15 protein-coding genes and 2 pseudogenes are annotated in these 18,615 nt (G+C 72.7%); 6 read left to right on the top strand and 11 right to left on the bottom strand.

The window, feature by feature from the left end; translation table 11 throughout:
- Window positions 1-12 precede the first annotated feature (12 nt).
- The 5 genes from FRANEAN1_RS04225 to FRANEAN1_RS04205 form a co-directional block, all read right to left on the bottom strand.
- On the bottom strand, window positions 13-609 hold the full coding sequence (locus FRANEAN1_RS04225) for a DUF6113 family protein (protein ID WP_347176981.1): 597 nt from the start codon (window positions 607-609) through the stop codon (window positions 13-15).
- Window positions 610-736: 127 nt separating this feature from the next.
- A complete protein-coding gene (locus FRANEAN1_RS04220) occupies window positions 737-1,768 on the bottom strand; it encodes a trypsin-like peptidase domain-containing protein (RefSeq protein ID WP_020458513.1) in 1,032 nt (343 codons plus the stop codon).
- 131 nt (window positions 1,769-1,899) lie between these two features.
- The gene (mshB, locus tag FRANEAN1_RS04215) at window positions 1,900-2,817 is read right to left on the bottom strand and encodes an N-acetyl-1-D-myo-inositol-2-amino-2-deoxy-alpha-D-glucopyranoside deacetylase (protein WP_020458512.1); all 918 of its coding nucleotides are present in this window, start codon (window positions 2,815-2,817) and stop codon (window positions 1,900-1,902) included.
- A 135-nt stretch (window positions 2,818-2,952) separates the two neighbouring features.
- Entirely contained in the window at window positions 2,953-4,794 is a 1,842-nt protein-coding gene (typA, locus tag FRANEAN1_RS04210; protein WP_020458511.1) for a translational GTPase TypA, read from the bottom strand.
- 192 nt (window positions 4,795-4,986) lie between these two features.
- Window positions 4,987-5,415, bottom strand: a complete 429-nt coding sequence (locus FRANEAN1_RS04205; protein ID WP_041255458.1) for a (deoxy)nucleoside triphosphate pyrophosphohydrolase — start codon at window positions 5,413-5,415, stop codon at window positions 4,987-4,989.
- A gap of 383 nt (window positions 5,416-5,798) precedes the next feature.
- On the opposite strand from FRANEAN1_RS04205, the gene FRANEAN1_RS04200 reads away from it, so the two are divergent.
- Window positions 5,799-6,098, top strand: coding sequence for a 4a-hydroxytetrahydrobiopterin dehydratase (locus FRANEAN1_RS04200; RefSeq protein ID WP_020458509.1), 300 nt, complete (start codon window positions 5,799-5,801; stop codon window positions 6,096-6,098).
- Between the two features lie 72 nt (window positions 6,099-6,170).
- On the opposite strand, the gene FRANEAN1_RS04195 is transcribed toward FRANEAN1_RS04200, so the two are convergent.
- The 3 genes and pseudogenes from FRANEAN1_RS04195 to tnpA form a co-directional block, all read right to left on the bottom strand.
- Window positions 6,171-6,515 (bottom strand): DUF952 domain-containing protein, encoded by a 345-nt coding sequence (locus tag FRANEAN1_RS04195; protein WP_020458508.1) that lies wholly within the window; start codon window positions 6,513-6,515, stop codon window positions 6,171-6,173.
- A gap of 290 nt (window positions 6,516-6,805) precedes the next feature.
- A pseudogene (locus FRANEAN1_RS04190) lies at window positions 6,806-7,567 on the bottom strand (transposase); the annotation flags it as partial.
- 77 nt (window positions 7,568-7,644) lie between these two features.
- Window positions 7,645-8,052 (bottom strand): annotated as a pseudogene (gene tnpA, locus FRANEAN1_RS04185) (IS200/IS605 family transposase); the annotation flags it as partial.
- Window positions 8,053-8,117: 65 nt separating this feature from the next.
- Between tnpA and FRANEAN1_RS04180 the strand changes: the two are divergent.
- Window positions 8,118-9,302 carry a heparan-alpha-glucosaminide N-acetyltransferase domain-containing protein gene (locus FRANEAN1_RS04180; RefSeq protein WP_020458507.1) on the top strand — a complete coding sequence of 395 codons (1,185 nt, stop codon included), beginning with the start codon at window positions 8,118-8,120 and terminating at the stop codon, window positions 9,300-9,302.
- Here the strand turns inward: FRANEAN1_RS04180 and ychF are convergent.
- Window positions 9,299-10,375 carry a redox-regulated ATPase YchF gene (gene ychF / locus FRANEAN1_RS04175; protein ID WP_020458506.1) on the bottom strand — a complete coding sequence of 359 codons (1,077 nt, stop codon included), beginning with the start codon at window positions 10,373-10,375 and terminating at the stop codon, window positions 9,299-9,301. The two genes, FRANEAN1_RS04180 and ychF, sit on opposite strands and share 4 nt — an antisense overlap.
- Window positions 10,376-10,934: 559 nt before the next feature.
- On the opposite strand from ychF, the gene FRANEAN1_RS04170 reads away from it, so the two are divergent.
- The 4 genes from FRANEAN1_RS04170 to FRANEAN1_RS04155 all read left to right on the top strand — a co-directional run bounded on the left by FRANEAN1_RS04170 (window position 10,935) and on the right by FRANEAN1_RS04155 (window position 16,581).
- A complete protein-coding gene (locus FRANEAN1_RS04170) occupies window positions 10,935-11,453 on the top strand; it encodes a DUF6542 domain-containing protein (RefSeq protein WP_020458505.1) in 519 nt (172 codons plus the stop codon).
- Window positions 11,454-12,766: 1,313 nt separating this feature from the next.
- Window positions 12,767-13,471: a polysaccharide deacetylase family protein gene (locus tag FRANEAN1_RS04165; protein WP_347176980.1), complete on the top strand. Its 705-nt coding sequence runs from the start codon at window positions 12,767-12,769 to the stop codon at window positions 13,469-13,471.
- Entirely contained in the window at window positions 13,468-15,294 is a 1,827-nt protein-coding gene (locus FRANEAN1_RS04160) for a hypothetical protein (RefSeq protein ID WP_020458501.1), read from the top strand. Before FRANEAN1_RS04165 ends, FRANEAN1_RS04160 begins: the two co-directional genes overlap by 4 nt.
- A gap of 36 nt (window positions 15,295-15,330) precedes the next feature.
- Complete coding sequence (locus FRANEAN1_RS04155; protein ID WP_020458500.1) at window positions 15,331-16,581, top strand: glycosyltransferase family 4 protein; 1,251 nt, start codon at window positions 15,331-15,333, stop codon at window positions 16,579-16,581.
- 104 nt (window positions 16,582-16,685) lie between these two features.
- Here FRANEAN1_RS04155 and FRANEAN1_RS04150 read toward each other — a convergent pair whose 3' ends face one another.
- Both FRANEAN1_RS04150 and glpX read right to left on the bottom strand, forming a co-directional pair.
- Entirely contained in the window at window positions 16,686-17,438 is a 753-nt protein-coding gene (locus FRANEAN1_RS04150) for a sterol desaturase family protein (protein WP_020458499.1), read from the bottom strand.
- Window positions 17,439-17,447: 9 nt separating this feature from the next.
- On the bottom strand, window positions 17,448-18,488 hold the full coding sequence (glpX, locus tag FRANEAN1_RS04145) for a class II fructose-bisphosphatase (protein ID WP_085950107.1): 1,041 nt from the start codon (window positions 18,486-18,488) through the stop codon (window positions 17,448-17,450).
- Between the last annotated feature and the right edge of the window lie 127 nt (window positions 18,489-18,615).

Genomic DNA, 18,615 nt, shown 5'->3' with positions numbered 1-18,615 from the left:
TCCCGGCCGCCCTCAGCGGGGGGGCACCGTCGGGGGACGCGGCGGCAGCGCCGTCAGGCCGCGCCGCGCCTGCCCGAACACGGCCACGACCACCGGCGCGAACACGCCTATCCCCAGGAAGAGGTAGCCCGTAGCGGTCGCCTTCAGCAGCAGGTCGCCCTCGGTACGCGACGAGGCGAGGAGCAGGACGACGGGGATCCAGCCGACAAGCGGGATCATCGCCCCGAGCCGGGTACCGGTCAGCCAGCGGACCAGAAACGGCACCCCGGTGTTACCGAAAAGCGCCAGCAGCAGGCCGATGGAGATCAGCGCCCCGCCCGGCCGCGGGCCGGAGGGCACCAGAACGACGCCGTACACCCCGAGCACGAGCCCGGCCACTATGCCGAACGCGTACGAGACACCGAGGAAGGCACGATGGGGCTCCCCGGGCGGCCCCGGCACCGCGGCGGCCGGGACGGCCCGGCCGGCAGCGGCGCCCGGGGTGGCCGGGGTGGCCCTCCCCTGCCGGCGCGCGGACGGCTTGGAACGCTCCTTCGAAGGCGTCGAGGCCGTCGACGGAGCCGGATCACCGCTCGCGTCGTGACCGTGGCCAAGCGTCGGACGGGGCATTCCCCGACAGTAGGCCATGGACCGCCCGATCACGCGCCGAGGCCGAACCGTCGATCTCGCACCGCCCGCCAGCCGGCCGCCCCGGCGCCAGGCCCCGTTCCGCTGCCGGCTTCTCCGGGTCGGTGCCCTACGGGGTTACGAGTTCCCGGGGCACGGCTATGACGTCCACGAGGGCACCGCGACGCCAGACTGTCATTTCGACGGGTTGTCCGATGGTGTCCTCGGTCAGCAGTCGCTGGAGATCGCCCGGGCCGGCGACAGGCGTCCCGGCGATCGACAGGACGAGATCGTCGGTGAACAGTCCGGCCTGCCCGGCTGGGCTACCCTGTACCACCTCCGCGAGGCGCACGCCGTGGCGTTGCCCCGTCCGCTCGGCCAGGGCCGGCGGGAGCGGCACCCGGGCACCGGCGACACCGAGGTAGGCGCGGCGGACTCGGCCATCCCGGATCAGTGCCGCGAGGATGCGCCTGGTGGTGGCGTTCACGGGGACGGCCAGGCCGAGTCCGACGCCGGCGACGGCGGTGTTCACCCCGACCACGCGGCCGTCGGCGGTGACCAGTGCCCCGCCGGAGTTTCCCGGGTTCAGCGCGGCGTCCGTCTGGATGACCTCGTCCACGACGCGCACGGCCGAACCGGAGCGGGTCGGCAGCGAGCGGTTCAGGGCGCTGACCACGCCGGCGGTGACGCTCCCGGTCAGTCCCAGCGGATTGCCGACGGCGACGACGAGTTGGCCGACCCGCAGCATCGCCGCGTCGCCGAGCTCGGCCGGGCGCGGTGTGGAGCCGCGGGCCCGCAGCACGGCGAGGTCCGAGAGCGGGTCGGCTCCCACCAGGTCCACGGCACGCTCGGTCCCGTCGACGAACTCCACCGTGCCAGCCGGCTCGCCGGCCCGGCCGGTGCCTGGACGTCCCTCGACGACATGCGCGGAGGTGAGCAGGAACCCGTCCTCGGTGAAGAGCACCGCGGAACCGGCTCCGGCGCCGCGCGAGGTGCGCACCCGCAGGCTTCCCACGCTCGGCCCGACCCGCTCGGCCACCCGGGTCACCACACGGGAGTATGCGTCCAGCGCCGCCTCACCACGATCATCGGACGGCGCGGTCCCGTCGGGGAGTGCGATCTGGTCCTCGGGGCCCGGGTTGGCGGTGGCGCCTGCGTCCATCCGATCCTCCTCGCGATTACAGTGTTGCACTGCAATCAACACAAGCGAGGAGCGGATCCTGCCGCCGAGGCGTCCGCCGTCGGCATAACCACCCCACCCCACGCCGCCCTGGCCCCGAAGCGCCAGGGCGGCTAGAGGGGGAGGCCGGCGAAGAGGTCGGTTTCGTGGGCGCCGGGTTCCGTTCCCGGGCCGCGCTCACCCCGGGTCAGCACGAAGTGCTCGGCGGCCCAGGCCCGCTTGCCGATGCCGTCGGCGAGCGCGAAGAAGAAGCCGTCCACCGCCATCTGGGTGCGGTGCGCCCGCATCGCCGCCACCTTCGCGGGCAGGTACTCGTCGGCCTGGATCTCGGTGGTGATCAGCTCGTCGGGAACCGCCAGCGGAATGTCGTCCGCGGACTCGGCGGGGCCGAACGGGCTCTCGCCCCCGGACTCCCGGAAATACTCGATACCAGCCTGGACGAACGACTTGGGCGTGGCCGTCTCGTAGAACTTGGAGATCTGCCACGGCTGACCGGCTTCCGGCGCGAAGTCGGGGTTCGCGGCATCGGCGAAGGCCCGGACGGACACGTCATGTGCCCGGATGTGATCCGGATGGCCGTAGGCGCCGTTCTCGTCGTAGGTGACGAGAACCTGTGGACGGACCTCCCGCACCACCTGGACCAGGGCCGCCGACGCCTCGTCGAGGTCCGCGCGCCACAGGCAGCGCGGATCGTCGTTGGCCGGTGTGTCGATCATGCCGCTGTCCCGCCACCGGCCGGCGCCGCCGAGGAAACGGTGGTCGGTGACGCCGAGCTCGGCGCAGGACCGGTCGAGCTCACCGATCCGGTACCCGCCAAGCTGGTCACCGAGATCCGACCTGAGGTTGATCAGCTCGGGAACCAGAACCTCACCGACCTCACCCAGCGTGCAGGTGACGAGAGTCACGTGCGTGTCGGGCCGAGCCGCGTAGGAGGCCATGGTCACGCCGGTCGAGATGACCTCGTCATCCGGGTGGGCATGCACGAAAAGCACGCGGCGCGGCGGCAGCACCGTTTCGGCGGATTGCGTCACCCCGCGACCCTATGCGGCCCCGGACCAGCGGCCCCGGACCAGTGCCTCCGGCCCCCGTGCACCGAGCCCACCGCGGAAAGCGGGCCGACTCCCTGAGAGCAGGCCCGCTTCCCGGACTTCCCGGGCGGGTCGGTGTCAGCCGGTGCGGCGACGCGAGCGCAGCTTCTCCCGCTCCGACGCGGCGAGCGCCACCTTGCGCAGGCGCACCGTCGCCGGGGTCACCTCGACGCACTCGTCCTCACGGCAGAACTCCAGCGCCTGCTCCAGCGAGAGCTGACGGTGCGGGGTGAGCCGCACCAGCTCGTCGCCGGTCGAGGACCGCATGTTGGTGAGCTTCTTCTCCTTGGTCGGGTTGACGTCCATGTCGTCCGCCCGGGAGTTCTCACCGACGATCATGCCCTCGTAGAGCTCGGTGGTCGGCGCGACGAACATCGTCCCGCGGTCCTGCAGGTTGAACAGGGCGTAGGCGGTCGCGACGCCCGACCGGTCCGCGACCATCGAGCCGGTCGCACGGGTGCGCAGCTCGCCGAACCAGGGCTCGTAGCGGTCGAAGACGTGGTGCAGCAGCCCGGTGCCACGGGTCTCGGTGAGGAACTCCGTCCGGAACCCGATCAGCCCGCGGGCCGGGACGAGGTACTCCAGCCGGATCCAGCCGGTCCCGTGGTTCACCATCTGCTCCAGGCGGCCCTTGCGCAGCGCCAGCAGCTGGGTGAGCACCCCGAGGTACTCCTCCGGGGCGTCGATGGTCAGCCGCTCGACGGGCTCGTGCACCTTCCCGTCGATCTCCCTGGTCACCACCTGGGGCTTGCCGACCGTCAGCTCGAACTCCTCGCGGCGCATCAGCTCGACCAGGATGGCCAGCGCCAGCTCACCACGGCCCTGGACCTCCCAGGTGTCCGGCCGCTCGGTCGGCAGCACCCGGATGGAGACGTTGCCGACGAGCTCGACGTCCAGCCGGTTCTTCAGCAGGCGCGCGGTCAGCTTCTTGCCGGACCTGCCGGCCAGCGGCGAGGTGTTCACGCCGATCGTCATGCTGATCGACGGCTCGTCCACCGTGATCACCGGGAGTGCGTGCGGGTCCTCGGCGTCGGCCAGGGTCTCGCCGATCATGATGTCGGGGATACCGGCGACGGCGATGATGTCGCCGGGGCCGGCCTGCTCAGCGGGAACCCGCTCCAGGGCCTCGGTCATCAGCATCTCGGTGATCTTCACCCGCTGCTGGCTGCCGTCCACCCGGCACAGCACGACGGTCTGCCCCCGGGTGATCGTCCCGTTGTGCACCCGGCACAGCGCGAGCCGGCCGAGGTAGGGCGAGGCGTCCAGGTTCGTCACCAGCGCCTGCAGCGGCGCGCCCTCGGTGTGGGACGGCGCCGGGATCGCCTCCAGCAGCAGGTCGAACAGCGGCTTGAGGTCCGGCGAGTCAGGGCTCGTGCCGTTCTCCGGGCGGGTCGTGGACGCCCGGCCCGCCTTGGCGTTGCAGTAGACGATCGGGAAGTCGATCTGGTCCTCGTCCGCGTCGAGGTCGAGGAAGAGCTCGTAGGCCTCGTCGACGACCTCGCTGATGCGGGCGTCGGACCGGTCGACCTTGTTGATGACGAGCACGACGGGCAGCCGGGCAGCGAGCGCCTTGCGCAGCACGAACCGGGTCTGCGGCAGCGGGCCCTCGCTGGCGTCCACCAGCAGCAGGACGCCGTCGACCATCGCGAGACCGCGTTCCACCTCGCCGCCGAAATCGGCGTGGCCGGGAGTATCGATGATGTTAATGGTGACGTCACCGAAACGTACGGCGGTGTTCTTCGCGAGAATGGTGATCCCCTTCTCGCGTTCGAGGTCCATCGAGTCCATCACCCGGTCGGTGGCCTCACCACGCTCACCGAACGCGCCGGACTGCCGGAGCATCGCGTCAACAAGAGTCGTTTTGCCGTGGTCGACATGGGCAATGATCGCGACATTACGAAGATCGGCGCGTACGGGCACGGTGATGAGCTCCGGGGCAACATGGGGCTTCAGGGCACTACCCTAGGACCCCGAAACGGTTCGTCGGATGAGGGACCGCGATCTTCGGCAGCGCCCCGGAGGGCGGTACCCGCCCGGGAAACGACGTCTACCCCGCCGCGGTCCAACTCCCATGGTACGGACTCACAGCCGCGGGCCGCGCGCGGCGGACCGTCACGACCCCACAGAACCCTCCACCGGCTCCGCAAGCTCCGCCCGGAGAGCATCGACCAGCGGCGCGTCCGCCGGGAGCCACGGGACGTCGTCAAGCTCGCCCACACCCAGCCAACGCAGGTCGTCATGCTCGGCGGCAAACGGCTCGCCCGCGGCGACGCGCCCGAGCCACAACCGCATCCGCCACCCCGGACGTGGCAGCGCGATCTCCCCGAAGAGGCGCCCGACCTCGATCTCCACATCCAGTTCCTCGCGGCACTCCCGGCGCAGCGCCGCGAGCTCGTCCTCACCAGGCTCGACCTTGCCGCCCGGGAACTCCCACATGCCCGCGAGCGCCGGCGGCGAGACCCGCCGCGCGGCGAGCACCCTGCGATCACCGTCGATCAACGCGACAGCGACCACGAGCCGCCCCTCTTCCACCGACCCCACCTCCGTCCACACATCCACCAGCCACACATCCACCAGCCACTCAGCCACCTGGCCACTCAGCCACCTGGCCACTGCCGATCTACCGCCGGCCGCTCCCGGGCCCCGCCGTCAGAAGCGTGGCGACTGAGCGAGTCCATGGTGGCCTTCAGTCGCCACACATCAGTGGGAGGCCGGCCTGGCCGGCGGTCGGGGCCCGACCGCCCCGGCCCCCGGCCCGCCCGCGACAGGAACGGTCAGCGCAGTGGATGGTGTGCGGAGGGTGGCGGATCTCGGCTCTGGGTGACAGCATCCGGCCCGGGGGTCGGGGAGGGGCGGGTTCCGCGCCCGGCCTGGATCACAGATCAGACCACCGATCACCGATCACGGATGTGAAGGAGTCGCGGATGCCGACACGGCTGGACAACAGTGCCGTATCCACCGCGTTGGAGGCACTTCCCGGGTGGGCCGGCGACGCCGACCGGATCCGGCTCGAGATCCTCGTCGACGGTGACGAGTCGAGGGCCGTCGTCGACGAGGTGATGCGTGAAGCCGACGCGATGGACCATCACCCGGTCGTGGAGCAGGGTCCCGGCACCACGACTTTCACGGTCTGGACCCACTCCGCCGGAGGTGTGACCGAGCTGGACATCGAGCTCGCGCGCAAGATCTCAGCCATCCTGCGGTCCGCCGGCATCGCCTTCTGAGTAACCGCCCGGCAAACGCTGGTCTGCTGGCCGGCTGGCCGGCTGCGGCTGACCGGCACGCCAGCGGGTCGATCACCAAAGGGTGGGCATCGCCGTGAAGGATCCGTCCGGTGCTGGTGGGAGCGGGACGACGGCGCCAACCGCGGCCGGGTCGATTGTTCCGTACAGGTGGGGGAACAACGCGCCGCCGCGGTCCGCCGGGCCGGCCGCGGGCTCCCAGCGCAGTGGCGCGGTGAGCCGGCCGGGGTCGACGACGAGCAACAGGAGATCGGTCCGGCCGCTGTAGTAGAGGTTGGCCGTCTCGAGTAGCTGTTCGGGCGTGGAGAAGTGGATGAACCCCTCGGTTTCGAGACTCGGGGGCCGGTAGCCGGCCGGTCCGGCGGTCCAGTCGGCCTGGCTCACCAGGTGGCAGATCATCGCCGTTGTCTCCCGTCCTGTCGGTGCGTCGCCGCCCACCCTGGCGGGCGGCGGAACGCGGAACTCCGGCGGCGTCACCGGGCCTCACCGCGTGAGGCGGCTCCGGCTCCGGCGGCTCCGGCACGGGGAAGCAGCGCTCAAACCGGCACGGGCACCGGCAGGCGAACCGGCCCATGGCCGGCGCGGCGGACCCGACAGACCGAACCCTAACCGCCCGTCGCGTTCGCACGCGGGCCGAATGCTGCGACCCTGGACTTGTGACTACTCCGACGGCTGGCGCCGCCGGCTTCTCAGGCGGCCTGTGCCGCTTGAAGGGCCAGCCCGACCCTGAGGATGTTGACGGCGGCGTTCACGTCGGCGTGCGCGGTGTGCCCACACCCACCGCAGCCGAACGCGGCTTGTGTTCTGCGGTTGTCGGCGTGGCAGTGCCCGCAGACCGCGCAGGTGCGGGACGTGTCGGCGGACGGTACCTCGACGACTGTCCGTCCGGCGCTTTCAGCCTTGGCGCGCAGTACGGCGAGGAACACCCCCCATCCCGCATCGAGAATGCTCTTGTTCAGCCCGGCTTTCGCCATGTTCGCGCCCCTCAGCGCCTCCACCACGATCAGCTCGTGGTCGCGGACCAGATCCAGGGCAGTCCTGTGGGCGAGGCCGAGGCGCTGGCGGCGCACCTTCCCGTGCAGCGCCGCGACTTTCGCGACGGCCCTGCGTCCCCGGGCCGATCCGCGTTTCCTCCTCGCCAGCTCCCGCTGCGCACGGGCCAGCCGCCCGGCCGCCGCGAGGTAGCGAGGGTTACCGACATGGCGGCCCTCAGACGTGGTGGCCAACGACGCCACCCCCATGTCCACCCCGGTCACCACCCCGGTCGGCGCAAGCGGCTGCGCGGGCACGTCATCGCAGGACAGGACCACATACCAGCGGCACCCCTCACGCTTGACACCGACGGTCTTGACGGTGCCCCGCACGGGCTGGTGCTGGTTGACCTTGACGTGGCCGACGCCCTGAAGCCTTACCCGGGTCTGGGCCGGGGGGCCAGGCTGGGAGTCCCAACGGTCGGGAGGAGCTGAAACCTGAAGGTCCGTCTCACCGGGCGTGCTCCTTGCCGCCACGGCCGCTCGTACTGAGTGTCGATGTACCGGCGGACCGTGTCCGCGGACACCGCACCGACGGTGGCCACGACATACGACCGTGACCACAGCGTGGGAAGCCGGGAGCGCACGTGCGGGAACTCCGCACGCAGCACATGCGAGGAGAAGCCCTTGAGCTGGTTGGCGACATACGACGAGGAGTGCTTCGAGTGAGCCTTGACGAACAGACGCACATGATCGGGCATGACATCCAACGCGGCAACGGTCCAGCCGTGTTCGGCGCACTTCTCCCGAATCAGCGCGTCACAGCGGTCACGAACAGGCCCGGTCAGCACAGGACGCCGGTACTTCGGGCACCACACGACGTGATACCCCAGGTCATAGACGCCACCCGCGCCCACCGCCGCCCGCCGACCCACAAAACGATCATGCAAGCGCGACCCATCCATCACGGTCGCGTCCCGTACCCGATACCCCTGACGCCTGAAGGCGTCAGCCCCCTCAGGGATCGCTGATGGACGGCGCGAACCCTGCAGGAACCGGACGGATAACCGGGGTCGACATCGCTCGCGGCGTGGCGCTGCTCGGCATGGTGGCGACCCACGTCTATCCCCCGTTCACCGACACCGCGTCGGACGACCCGGCGGTCTCGCCCGCGTTCATCCTGGCCGCGGGGCGGGCCGCTGCCGCGTTCGCCGTACTCGCCGGTGTGGCTCTGGTGTTGTCCACCCGACGGCAGAGCGCGGGCCAGGCCCGGCTCTCGGTGTTCCTGCGGGCGCTCGGCATCGGGGCACTCGGCCTGGGCCTCGCCTATGCCGACTCTGGTATCGCCGTGATCCTGGTCTACTACGCGCTGTTGTTCGTCCTGGCGCTGCCGCTGCTGCGGGCATCCGTGCCGGTACTGATGACGGTCGCCGTCCTGGCGATCTTCGCGGAGCCCGTCGTCAGCCAGTTCGTGCGCGGTGACCTGCCCGAGTCGGACCTGTCGTCGCCCACGTTCGCCGCGCTGGGCGAGCCGGGCCATCTCCTCGCGAAGCTGGCGATCACCGGGGTCTACCCCGCGTTCGCCTGGCTGGGCTACATCTGCGTCGGGATGGCCGTCGCCCACGCGGACCTGCGCTCACGCCGGGTGGCGACCCGGCTGCTCGTCGGCGGCCTGGCGCTCGCCCTTGCGGCGGCGGCCGCGTCCTGGCTGCTGTTGGAGCCGCTCGGCGGGCGCGCCGAGCTCGCCAACCCGGCCGAGGTTCCCGGTGTGGGCTCACTGCCGCAGGGCTGGTTCATCGATTCCGGGCTGTACGGCGCGACGCCCACCGACAGCGCCTGGTGGCTGGCCGTCGACACGCCGCACTCGACGACTCCGTTCGACCTGGCGCACACCACCGGGACGGCACTGGCGCTACTCGGCCTTGCCCTGCTGGTGGCGCGGGTACCGCTGGTCCGGCCACTCGCGGCCGTCGGCGCGATGACGCTCACCTTCTACTCGCTGCACGTGGTGGTGATGGCCACCGGCGTGCTGCCCACCGATCCGACCAGGTCGTATGTGCTCCAGGTGGTCGTCGCGCTCGCGGCCGCGACGCTCTGGCACATGACCGGCCGGCGCGGCCCGGCCGAGGCCGCCGTCTCGGTGCTCCCCCGGGCGGCCCGGCTCGTCCAGGCCCCGCGGCGACCCGCGGTCGGGCTCGAGCGAGGAACTGGCTAGACGTTGAAGCGGAAGTCGACGATGTCGCCATCCGCCATGACGTAGTCCTTGCCCTCCATGCGGACCCGGCCGGCGGCGCGCGCCGCGGCCATGGAGCCGGCGGCCATCAGGTCGTCGTAGGAGACGATCTCGGCCTTGATGAAGCCGCGCTGGAAGTCGCTGTGGATGACTCCGGCCGCCTCGGGAGCGGTGGCTCCGGCCGGGATGGTCCAGGCCCGGGACTCCTTGGGGCCCGCGGTCAGGTACGTCTGCAGGCCCAGGGTGTGGAAGCCGATCCGGGCGAGCTGCACCAGCCCGCTCTCCTCCTGGCCGAGGGAGGCCAGCAGCTCGGCCGCGTCGGCCTCGGGAAGCTCGATCAGCTCGGCCTCGACCTTCGCGCACAGGATCACCGCATCGGCGGGGGCCACGAGGTCGGCGAGCTCCTTGTGTCTACCGGGGTCGGCCAGGACGTCCTCGTCGACGTTGAAGACGTAGAGGAACGGCTTGGCGGTGAGCAGGAACAACTCACGCAGCTCCGCGCGGTCGATCGACGGCTCGCTGGACAGCGGCCGGCCGGCGTCGAGCACCTCGTGCGCCGCCTTCATCGCGGCGAGCAGGGACTGCTTCGACCGGTCGAGGCGGGCTTCCTTCTCCAGCTTGGGCAGGCGGGCGCCGATGGTCTGAAGATCGGCCAGCACCAGCTCGGTGTTGATGGTCTCGATGTCCGCGGACGGGTCGACGGTTCCCTCGACGTGGACCACGTCAGGATCCGAGAAGACCCGCACGACCTGGCAGATCGCATCCGACTCGCGGATGTTCGCGAGGAAGCGGTTGCCCAGGCCCTGACCCTCCGACGCGCCTCTGACCAGCCCGGCGATGTCGACGAAGCTCACCGTCGCAGGGACGACCCGCGCGCTGGAGAACACCTCGCCGAGCTTCGCGAGCCGCGGATCCGGCACGCCGACCACGCCCACGTTGGGCTCGATCGTCGCGAACGGATAGTTCGCCGCCAGGACCTCGTTACGGGTCAGGGCATTGAAAAGCGTGGACTTGCCGACGTTGGGCAGCCCGACGATGCCTATCGACAGACCCATGACCGAGCAGTCTACGGGTGATCGCGCCCGGCCCCGATCGCGGAGGTCCCGGTCGCAATGCCACCGCACGCTCCCGCGACACCACAGCGACGCCACCGCGACCCGGCCGCGGCACGGTCGCGGCACGGTCGCGGCGCCACCGCGCCGCCCGCATGGCCGCGGCGCCACCATCGGATCATTCGTGGGCAGAGTATTCGCCGCCGCGCGCCGCCCGGCCGGGACGGGCGGCGCGCGGCGGCCGTCGCAACGGCCTGGGATCGGCCGGGACGAGGCACGATCCCCGCTCTCCGCTGGACTTCCGGGTCGCCGGGCCGTCGGGCCGACGGCCGCGGACGGCCGGACGGCCGGTCCCGCCCGATCCGTCCGATGGCGGCGGGTCATACCGATCGGTAGCTCATCGTGCATAACGGAATGCCGAAAGTGCAGCTACCAAGACGCGCTCACTTCTCTGACCTATCGCCCTGACGCAGCCGCAAAGTTGGGACGGTACGTTGCCTGGGTGAGTACGCCGCCTCACCGGCAGCCCGCCGGACCGCCGGGAAGGTCCGGGCGTACCCGAGTGCCGGATGATTCGTACCCGCCCGGCCCGCGCACGCGGTCCGGATCACCGCCGCCCCCCACCGTCGTCACGGGGACGCGCCGGGGCCTGACCGCGCTCGGCGCGGGACTGGTGGCCGTGGTGGTCGGCGGAATCGGCGCCGCGGTCGACTTGCTCCTCTTCGACAATCTCAGTTACGTCTTCGGTGTCCTGTTTGTGGCCGCCTGCGTGCTGGCCGCGGTGCGGGTCCATGTTGACGACCTGATCGGTGTCGTGATCATGCCGCCGCTGGCGTATGCCGTGATCACGGTAGTGGTCGGCTTCCTGAACCCCGCGGCCGGCGACGGAAGCACCGGGCTGCGCAACCGGGCGATCGACATCGGCTCCGAGATGATCCTGCACGCTCCCGTGCTGCTCACGGCGGTCGTCCTCGTGACGCTGATCGCGGCCGTGCGCGGGCGCCGGGCGCAGGTCGCGCGGCGCGAGCGCCAGCGCTCGCTCGCCCAGTCGGCCGCGGCCCGCAGGCGCCGGCCCCAGTAGAGCCCGCCCCAGCAGCGCGCGGCGAACGATGCGACCGCGTGGTGCCGGCGTCCAGGGCAGCCGCCCGCCACCGCAATGTGCCGCACCCAGGGTGCCCGCCCGCCACCGTGCGGATCACACCGATCACCGCTTCACGGGGGTCAGCCGAGCCCGGCCGACACACCAAGGCGCCATTCACGTCGTTCACCCGCATTGTTCACGGGTTAGCACGCCTGGGCTTTGCTGAGGTCAGCGCGGTGATCCCCCACCGATGGGCACCCGAACGTCACCATCGCAACATCCGGACTGGCGGATCCGTGCAGTACTGTCACGACGTGCCCAACACGCCGGATTACCAGGGGCGCACTCGTCGCCCCTGGTGGCGGGCGTGCCGGTGCGGCCACACGCAGGATTCGCACCGACATTACCGACCAGACAGCGACTGCGGCGAATGCGACTGCCCACGGTTCACCCGGGTGCGTCGCCGCACCGGTCGTTCGGGTGCGCCACCGCCGTAGCGACGTCCATCCGGAGGACGTCGACCGGGGCACGGTCGATCCCGGCGCTTGACGGCCGTGACGGCCATGGCGGCCGTCATGTGTCGGGTGTGGTGACGACCGCCCTCACGGCGGGGTCCTGACATCAGCTGTTCCGGCAGTGATCGCCCTGGCGGTCGCCGCCCGGTCAGCGGTTGCCGTGACCACCGCCCGCCATGCCGGCGGCACCGCTGGACGGCGGCACCCGGCGCGACGCGGGACAGCGACATCGAGGTCGCCGTCCGGGCACCCGCATGTAATGCAGTATTCGGAATTCTCGAATACAGATGATCTAAATTTCTTCAGCAGGACGCAGGAACACCGTCGCCCGCAGGTGCCGAACGGAAGCGCGGCCACTCACCGATGACGCGCCGTTAACCGTTCGATTTCAGCTCACCTCTTGATACACATCGCCTGGCCGTAATGGCGCTACTACAGGCAGCAATCACTCATGCTAGATTCCGCTGGACGCCAACCGGTTACATTCCGCGATATGAGCCGACCCGAGCAAAGCGGGCGGCCCGGGGACCGCTGGAGGGGCGAAAAGTGTCTTCCCCGAAATCCGCCACCACCGCGACGTGCAAGGAAAACAACGAAGGAGCCGGAGCCACGGCTCGTTCGGCGGCGGCCGGCCGGGCACGCGGTCGCAACGGCGCGGCCAACCGGCCGCGGCCGGTCCCGATCCTGCGCTACGACGTTGCCGCCGATCCCACGGGCCACGCGCCACGGAGATCGACGGTGACGCCCGCCGTCTTCGCGCGCCACCGTCGCATGATCCAGAGATCCCGTCGCCACTTCATGACCGTCGTGGACTACTGCGCGGCGCTGCGCTCGGCCGACGTGGCGCCCGACGCGATCGTCATCACCTTCGACGGCGATCACGCGGAGACCTTCGTCGCGGCCCGTGAGCTGGCCGAACGAGGCCTCGCCGCCACCGTCTTCGTCACCACCTCCCGGCTCGGGACACCCGGCATGCTCAGCGAGGGGGACGTGCGCCGCCTGCACGAGATGGGCGTCGAGATCGGCGCGGCCGGGCACAGCGGGCGCCGGCTCGACGGTCTGCAGCGCTCCGACGTCACCGCGGAGATCACGCTGAGCCGGCGGCGGCTGGCCGCGATCACCGGCGACGAGCCACGCTCGTTCGCCTACCCCCGCGGAGGCTGGGACCCGACCGCGCGCCAGCTGGTGATCGCGGCCGGATGCGGCGGCGCGTGCGCCGTCGGGCAGGCGCTGTCCCACCAGGGTGACGACCCGTTCGCCATTACCAGGCTGACCGTGGACGGCGGTCTCGCCGACCACCGCGTGCGCGCCTGGCTGGACGGGATCGGCCGGACGCTGCCGCGCACGGTCCCGGCCAGGCCGCGGATCAGGGTCGTCCCGTCGGTGCTGGGGGCACGGGCGCCGGCACGGCTGGCCGGCGCGTACCGCCCCCGGTTCGCGCCGCACATCGCCGAGGGGACCCGTCTCCCCGCGCCCGGCCAACCCACCCTCCCACCGCTGTGACCACGGCCTCGTCGGCGGGTGCGCGCGGCGGCGCGGGACGGCGGAGCGGGCGCGACCGGCCCGCGAGCGCCGGCGCGGCCACCACCGGCACGACCACCGCCGCAGCCGCGGCCGTCACCACGGTGACGGCCGCGCTGCTCGCGGCCGCCTTCTGGGCCTGGGCGGCACACCGGGTCCCGGCGGTAGACGTCGCCGCGGACGCCACCGTCGTGCTGGGTCTGCGGGTCATCGTCTCGCTCGCGCGCGCCGCCGCGCCCGGACCCGGCGCGCGGCACCGGCTGCGCGCCGGAGCCCTGGCCGCGCTCGGAGCGGTCACCCTGGCCTGGGCCGGTGGATCGCTGATCCCAAGCCTGTCCTTCCTCGCCGCCACCCCCGGTTTCCTCATCCTCCTGCCGCTGGCGGCCGCCAGCGTCGCCCTCTGGCCGGCGCGCCCCGACGTGTGGCGGTTCGACGCGTCCCAGGACTCACCGAACCGCCGCACATCGGCGGCCGGGATGTTGGTCGCCGCGGGGGCGTGGGTGGCGCTGGGCGCCGTTCGGGTGGGCGCGCTGGTGTTCGCCGCGGACGTCGCGGCGCGGGGCGGGGCGGGGCATGCGCACGTCGCCCTGCTCGCATGGCTGGCGCCGGTCGCCCTGGCGGCCGGTCCACGCTGCGGATGGCTGCTCTGGCGGACGAACGCGGACCCCGGCCTCGCCTCATCCCGTGTGGCCACCCCGGCGGGGCGGCAGCGCCCCGTCCGGCGGCTCGGCGCCCCCCGGCGGACGACGACGACGGCGCGAGCCGTCCCCGCGCCGGAGTGGGAGCCGCCGGCTCCCGGGTCACGCCCGGGCCCCGGATCGCTCCCAGCCCGCGGATCGCAACCCGCTCCGGGATCGCTCCCGACCCGCGGCTCGCCACCAGCTCCCGGCTCGCTCCCCGCTGCCGGGTCACCGTCGGAGCGAGGATCAGTGGTCCGGCCCAGCGCGCAGCGGTGGGCGCAGGGCCCCCAGCGACCGCCCAGGTCACGGCGCCCCTCGCTACCACCGACGAGGTCGCCGCAGGCGCCGACCCCGCGGTCACCGTTCTCGGCACTGCCCACAGCTCCGCCCAGCAGGACGCCGTTCGGCAGGACGCAGGTGGATGAGGCGGCGCGGCGATCGCTCACGTCACTCGCGGCCGAGCCGGCCGCGCCGGAGCCTGCGACGCGGGTGCTCTGGTCGGCGGCGGCGGCCGGACTGGCCCTGGTCGTCCTCGATCACCAGGTCGGCCCGGCGAGCGCCGCCTTCGCCCTGGCCGTGCTCGCCATCCTGGCCGTCGGCGGGTTCGTCGGCGGCCGTGGGGCCGCGACGCTGCCGTGCGTGGCCGTCGCGCTGGTCGCCGCGCCGCTGCCGCTGGCCGTGCTCGGCGACGAGTACGCCGATCAGGGAACAGCCGGGCTCCGCCTGCTCCTGGCCGCCCTCGCGATCGACGCCCTGCCAACCGGCGCCCAGCCGTCCAGCGGGGTGCGGGCGGCCGCGCGGCCGGTGATCCGGCGCGGGGCCACGGTGGCTGGGCTGACCGTTCTGGTGGCCATACTCCCGATCATGCTGGCGGCCTGGGGTGCCGAGGGGGCCGCGCTCGCGCTGCTGCTCGGCCGGGTGGTCGCCGTGGCGCCTGTGGTCCGCCTGCCGGCGCGCCGCGAGCGCGCCGCCGAGCCGGCCGCCGAGGCCCCCGGGCAATCCCGGCCCGCCGGAGCCGCGCCGGCCGCCGTCGACCGCCGCCCAGAGGCGGCCGGCCGCGGCGGGAGACGCGCCCGGATGGCCAGGTTCGCGCCGGGAGTCAGTCACCCATCTCGGTCACTGTAGCGACACGATGGCCGACTTTCCGTAACCTGCCGTGGCGTGGAGGAACAGCCGGCCGCACGGGTCCTCATCGTCGAGCAGGGTGAGGGGCTGTGGGGCGCCCAGCGCTTCCTGCTGAGGCTCGCCCCGCTGCTGGAGCGACGCGGGATCGAGCAGATTCTCGCCGCCCCGGAGGACAGCGCGACGGGCGCGGCCTGGCGGGCGTCCGGGCGGCACCACGCCGTCCTGCCAGTGCCGGCGGACCGGAGGTTGCGCCGCCCGGACGGCCGCCCGAGCCCCGCGCTGGTACTGCGCGAATCCGGCCGGACGGCGGTCATGGCGGCCCGGACGGCCCGGCTCGCCCGGCGGTTCGGCGTCGACGTCCTGCAGGCGAACAGCCGCTGGTCGCATCTGGAGGCCGTCGGGGCCTCGGCGCTGTGCCGGCGGCCCGCGTTGCTGCTGCTGCACGAGGAGAACGAGCCGGACCTGGTCGGCCGGCTGCGCGGGCTGGCCGTCCGGGGGGCCGCGCGGTCCGTGGCGGTGAGCGGCGCGGTCGCGGCGTCGCTGCCGGGGTGGGCCGCCCGACGCGCGGTGGTGATCCGCAACGGGGTCGACACCGACGCGCTGCGCCCCGGCCCGGCGGACCCGGCCGTGCGGGCCAGCCTGTCGACGGACCCGGCGGCGCCGCTGGTCCTCGCGATGTCCCGCCTGGACCCCCGCAAAGGCGTCGACAAGGTGATCCGTGCGGTGGCCGCGCTGCCGGACCACCTGAAGTCCACGCGGCTGGCGGTCGCGGGCGCGCCCAGCCTCGACCCGGCGTCCGGGGAGTCGCTGCGCCGGCTCGGCGCCGAACTGCTCGGTGACCGGGTGCTGTTCCTGGGGCCGCGCTCGGACATCGGCGACCTGTTGCGCGCCACCGATGTCCTGGTCCTCGCGTCGAGCCTGGAGGGGCTGCCGCTGAACGTGCTGGAGGCGCAGGCGTGCGGGCGGCCGGTGGTGGCGTTCCCGACCGCGGGCATCCCGGAGATCGTGACCGACGGAGCGACCGGCCTGATCGCCCGCCAGGACGACGTGGCCGACCTCAGCGCGAAGCTCGCCCGGGTGCTCGACGACCAGACGCTGGCCGCTCTGCTCGGCGCCCGCGCGCGGGCGAGCGTCGTCGCCCACCACACACTGGACGCGCAGGCGGACGCGCTGGGCGGCCTGCTGATCAGCCTCGCCGGGCAGGCCCGCGCGCGGAGGCACCGGTCAGCCGGCCACGACACCGCACACCATGAGGTGCATCACACCACCGCTGGACGCAGGTCGTAGCCGGGCGGTTCCGCAAAGCCGCCGCCGGGCTGGCGCGGAGCGGCCCGGCACGGCCGAGAGGGATGATGCCGGCCCGGTCTCGGCGCCGGCTGACGAGGAGCCTGTCAGGCGCCGGTGGGCAGGCCGGGGGCGGCGCGCCGGGCGGCACCGCGGGCCGTCGGCGAGACGGGCACGTCGTCACGGGCGGGCGAGGTGCCCAGCACCATGTCCGCGACCGGGCTCGTCACACCCAGCCAGTACCGCTCGTTGCGATAGTGGTGCAGCCGGTGCCCGCGCCAGACCCGCCGGTAGAACCGGTTCGACGGGCGGACGGCCGTGTGCACGAGAAAATGCGTCCAGTCGTAGGCCAGTGCGCCCAGCCCGGCGCACACCGCCGCGGTGCCGACAGCCGGCGGGCCCAGCGCCGCGAGGCCGACGGCGAGCGCCCCGCCTGCCGTCACCTCCCGGGGCCGCAGGAACATCGTGTCCAGGTTCGTCGGATCACGGTGATGCTGCTCGTGCCCGTAGCCGGCGAGCTGGTAGCCGACCGACCCGAGCCGGCCACCCGGCCGGGCGTGCAGCAGGCCGCGGTGCACCGCCCACTCGACGAACGGCTGGGCGGCGAGGCAGGCCGCGGCCGTGACGACGTCCCGGCGCCGCAGCGGACCACGCACGGCCCGCACCGCGCCGACCGCGCCCACACACCCGAGGAGCACCGGCGGGCGCGGGTGGGCGACAAACCGCCGCAGCGCCTGCGGAAGCGTCCGGATCTCGGCCGCGCTGCCATGCGGGCCGGGCCGGTCCAGCCGCGCCACCGCCCGTCCGATCGGAGCCGTCAGCCGCCGCCGGGTCCTGGCTCCTCGGACGAGAGTGGGCATCGGCCGGGCTCAGAACGGGACGGTCGAGTAGGCCTGGAGCTTGGTCAGCTGGTGCTGGCTGTCGACCCGCCGGATCGTGCCCGAACGCGAGCGCATGACCAGCGACGACGTGTTGGCACCGCCCGGCCGGTACCGCACCCCGGCGAGCAGTTCGCCGTCCGTGATGCCGGTGGCGACGAAGAAGATGTCCTCGCTGTTCACCAGGTCCCGGGTGTGCAGGACCCGGCCCGGGTCGTGCCCGGCGTCCAGGACCCTCGCCCGTTCGGCGTCATCCCGCGGCCAGAGCCGGCCCTGGATGACGCCGCCGATGCAGGTCACCGCGCACGCGGCGATGATCCCCTCGGGTGTTCCGCCGATGCCGAGCAGCATGTCCACCCCGGTGTCCGCCGAGGCCGCCATGACCGCGCCGGCGACGTCACCATCGGAGATCAGCTTGACACGCGCCCCGGCCGTGCGGATGTTCTCCACCAGCTCGGCGTGCCGCGGACGGTCCAGCACCACGACCGTGACATCCCGCGGCAGAATGCCCTTGGCCTTCGCCACCGCGCGGACGTTGTCCTCCACCGAGGCGTCGATGTCGACGACGCTCGCCGCTTCCGGCCCGGTGACCAGCTTCTCCATGTAGAAACAGGCGCTCGCGTCGTACATCGAGCCACGCTCGCTGACCGCCATCACCGACACCGCGTTGTTCATCCCCTTGGACGTCAGCGTCGTCCCGTCCACCGGGTCGACCGCGACGTCGCACTCGGGGCCCTCGCCGGAGCCGACCTCCTCGCCGTTGAACAGCATGGGGGCCTCGTCCTTCTCCCCCTCACCGATCACGACGACGCCTCGCATCGACACCGTCCCGACGAGCCGGCGCATCGCGTCCACGGCCGCCTGGTCAGCACCGTTCTTGTCACCACGCCCGACCCAGCGGGCGGCGGCGAGCGCCGCGGCCTCGGTCACCCGGACCAGCTCGAGAGCGAGGTTCCTGTCGGGCGCCTGGCCCTGGACGGCGAGGGACTCGGGCACGGACGACTCGGGCAGGGGAGGGGTCTCGGCAGCCACGGGAGGAGCGTAGTTCGACACGGCGTCACGCGCCGCCGGTAGCCACCGAAGTACCAGCCCGCGACCGGGCCGCTACCGCCACGACCAGCCCTGCGACCAGCCTGTTTCCGGGTCCGTGATGAGGCCG

Source organism: Parafrankia sp. EAN1pec, from assembly GCF_000018005.1.
Lineage (GTDB): Bacteria > Actinomycetota > Actinomycetes > Frankiales > Frankiaceae > Parafrankia > Parafrankia soli.
This window is presented reverse-complemented; position numbering and strand designations above follow the sequence as displayed.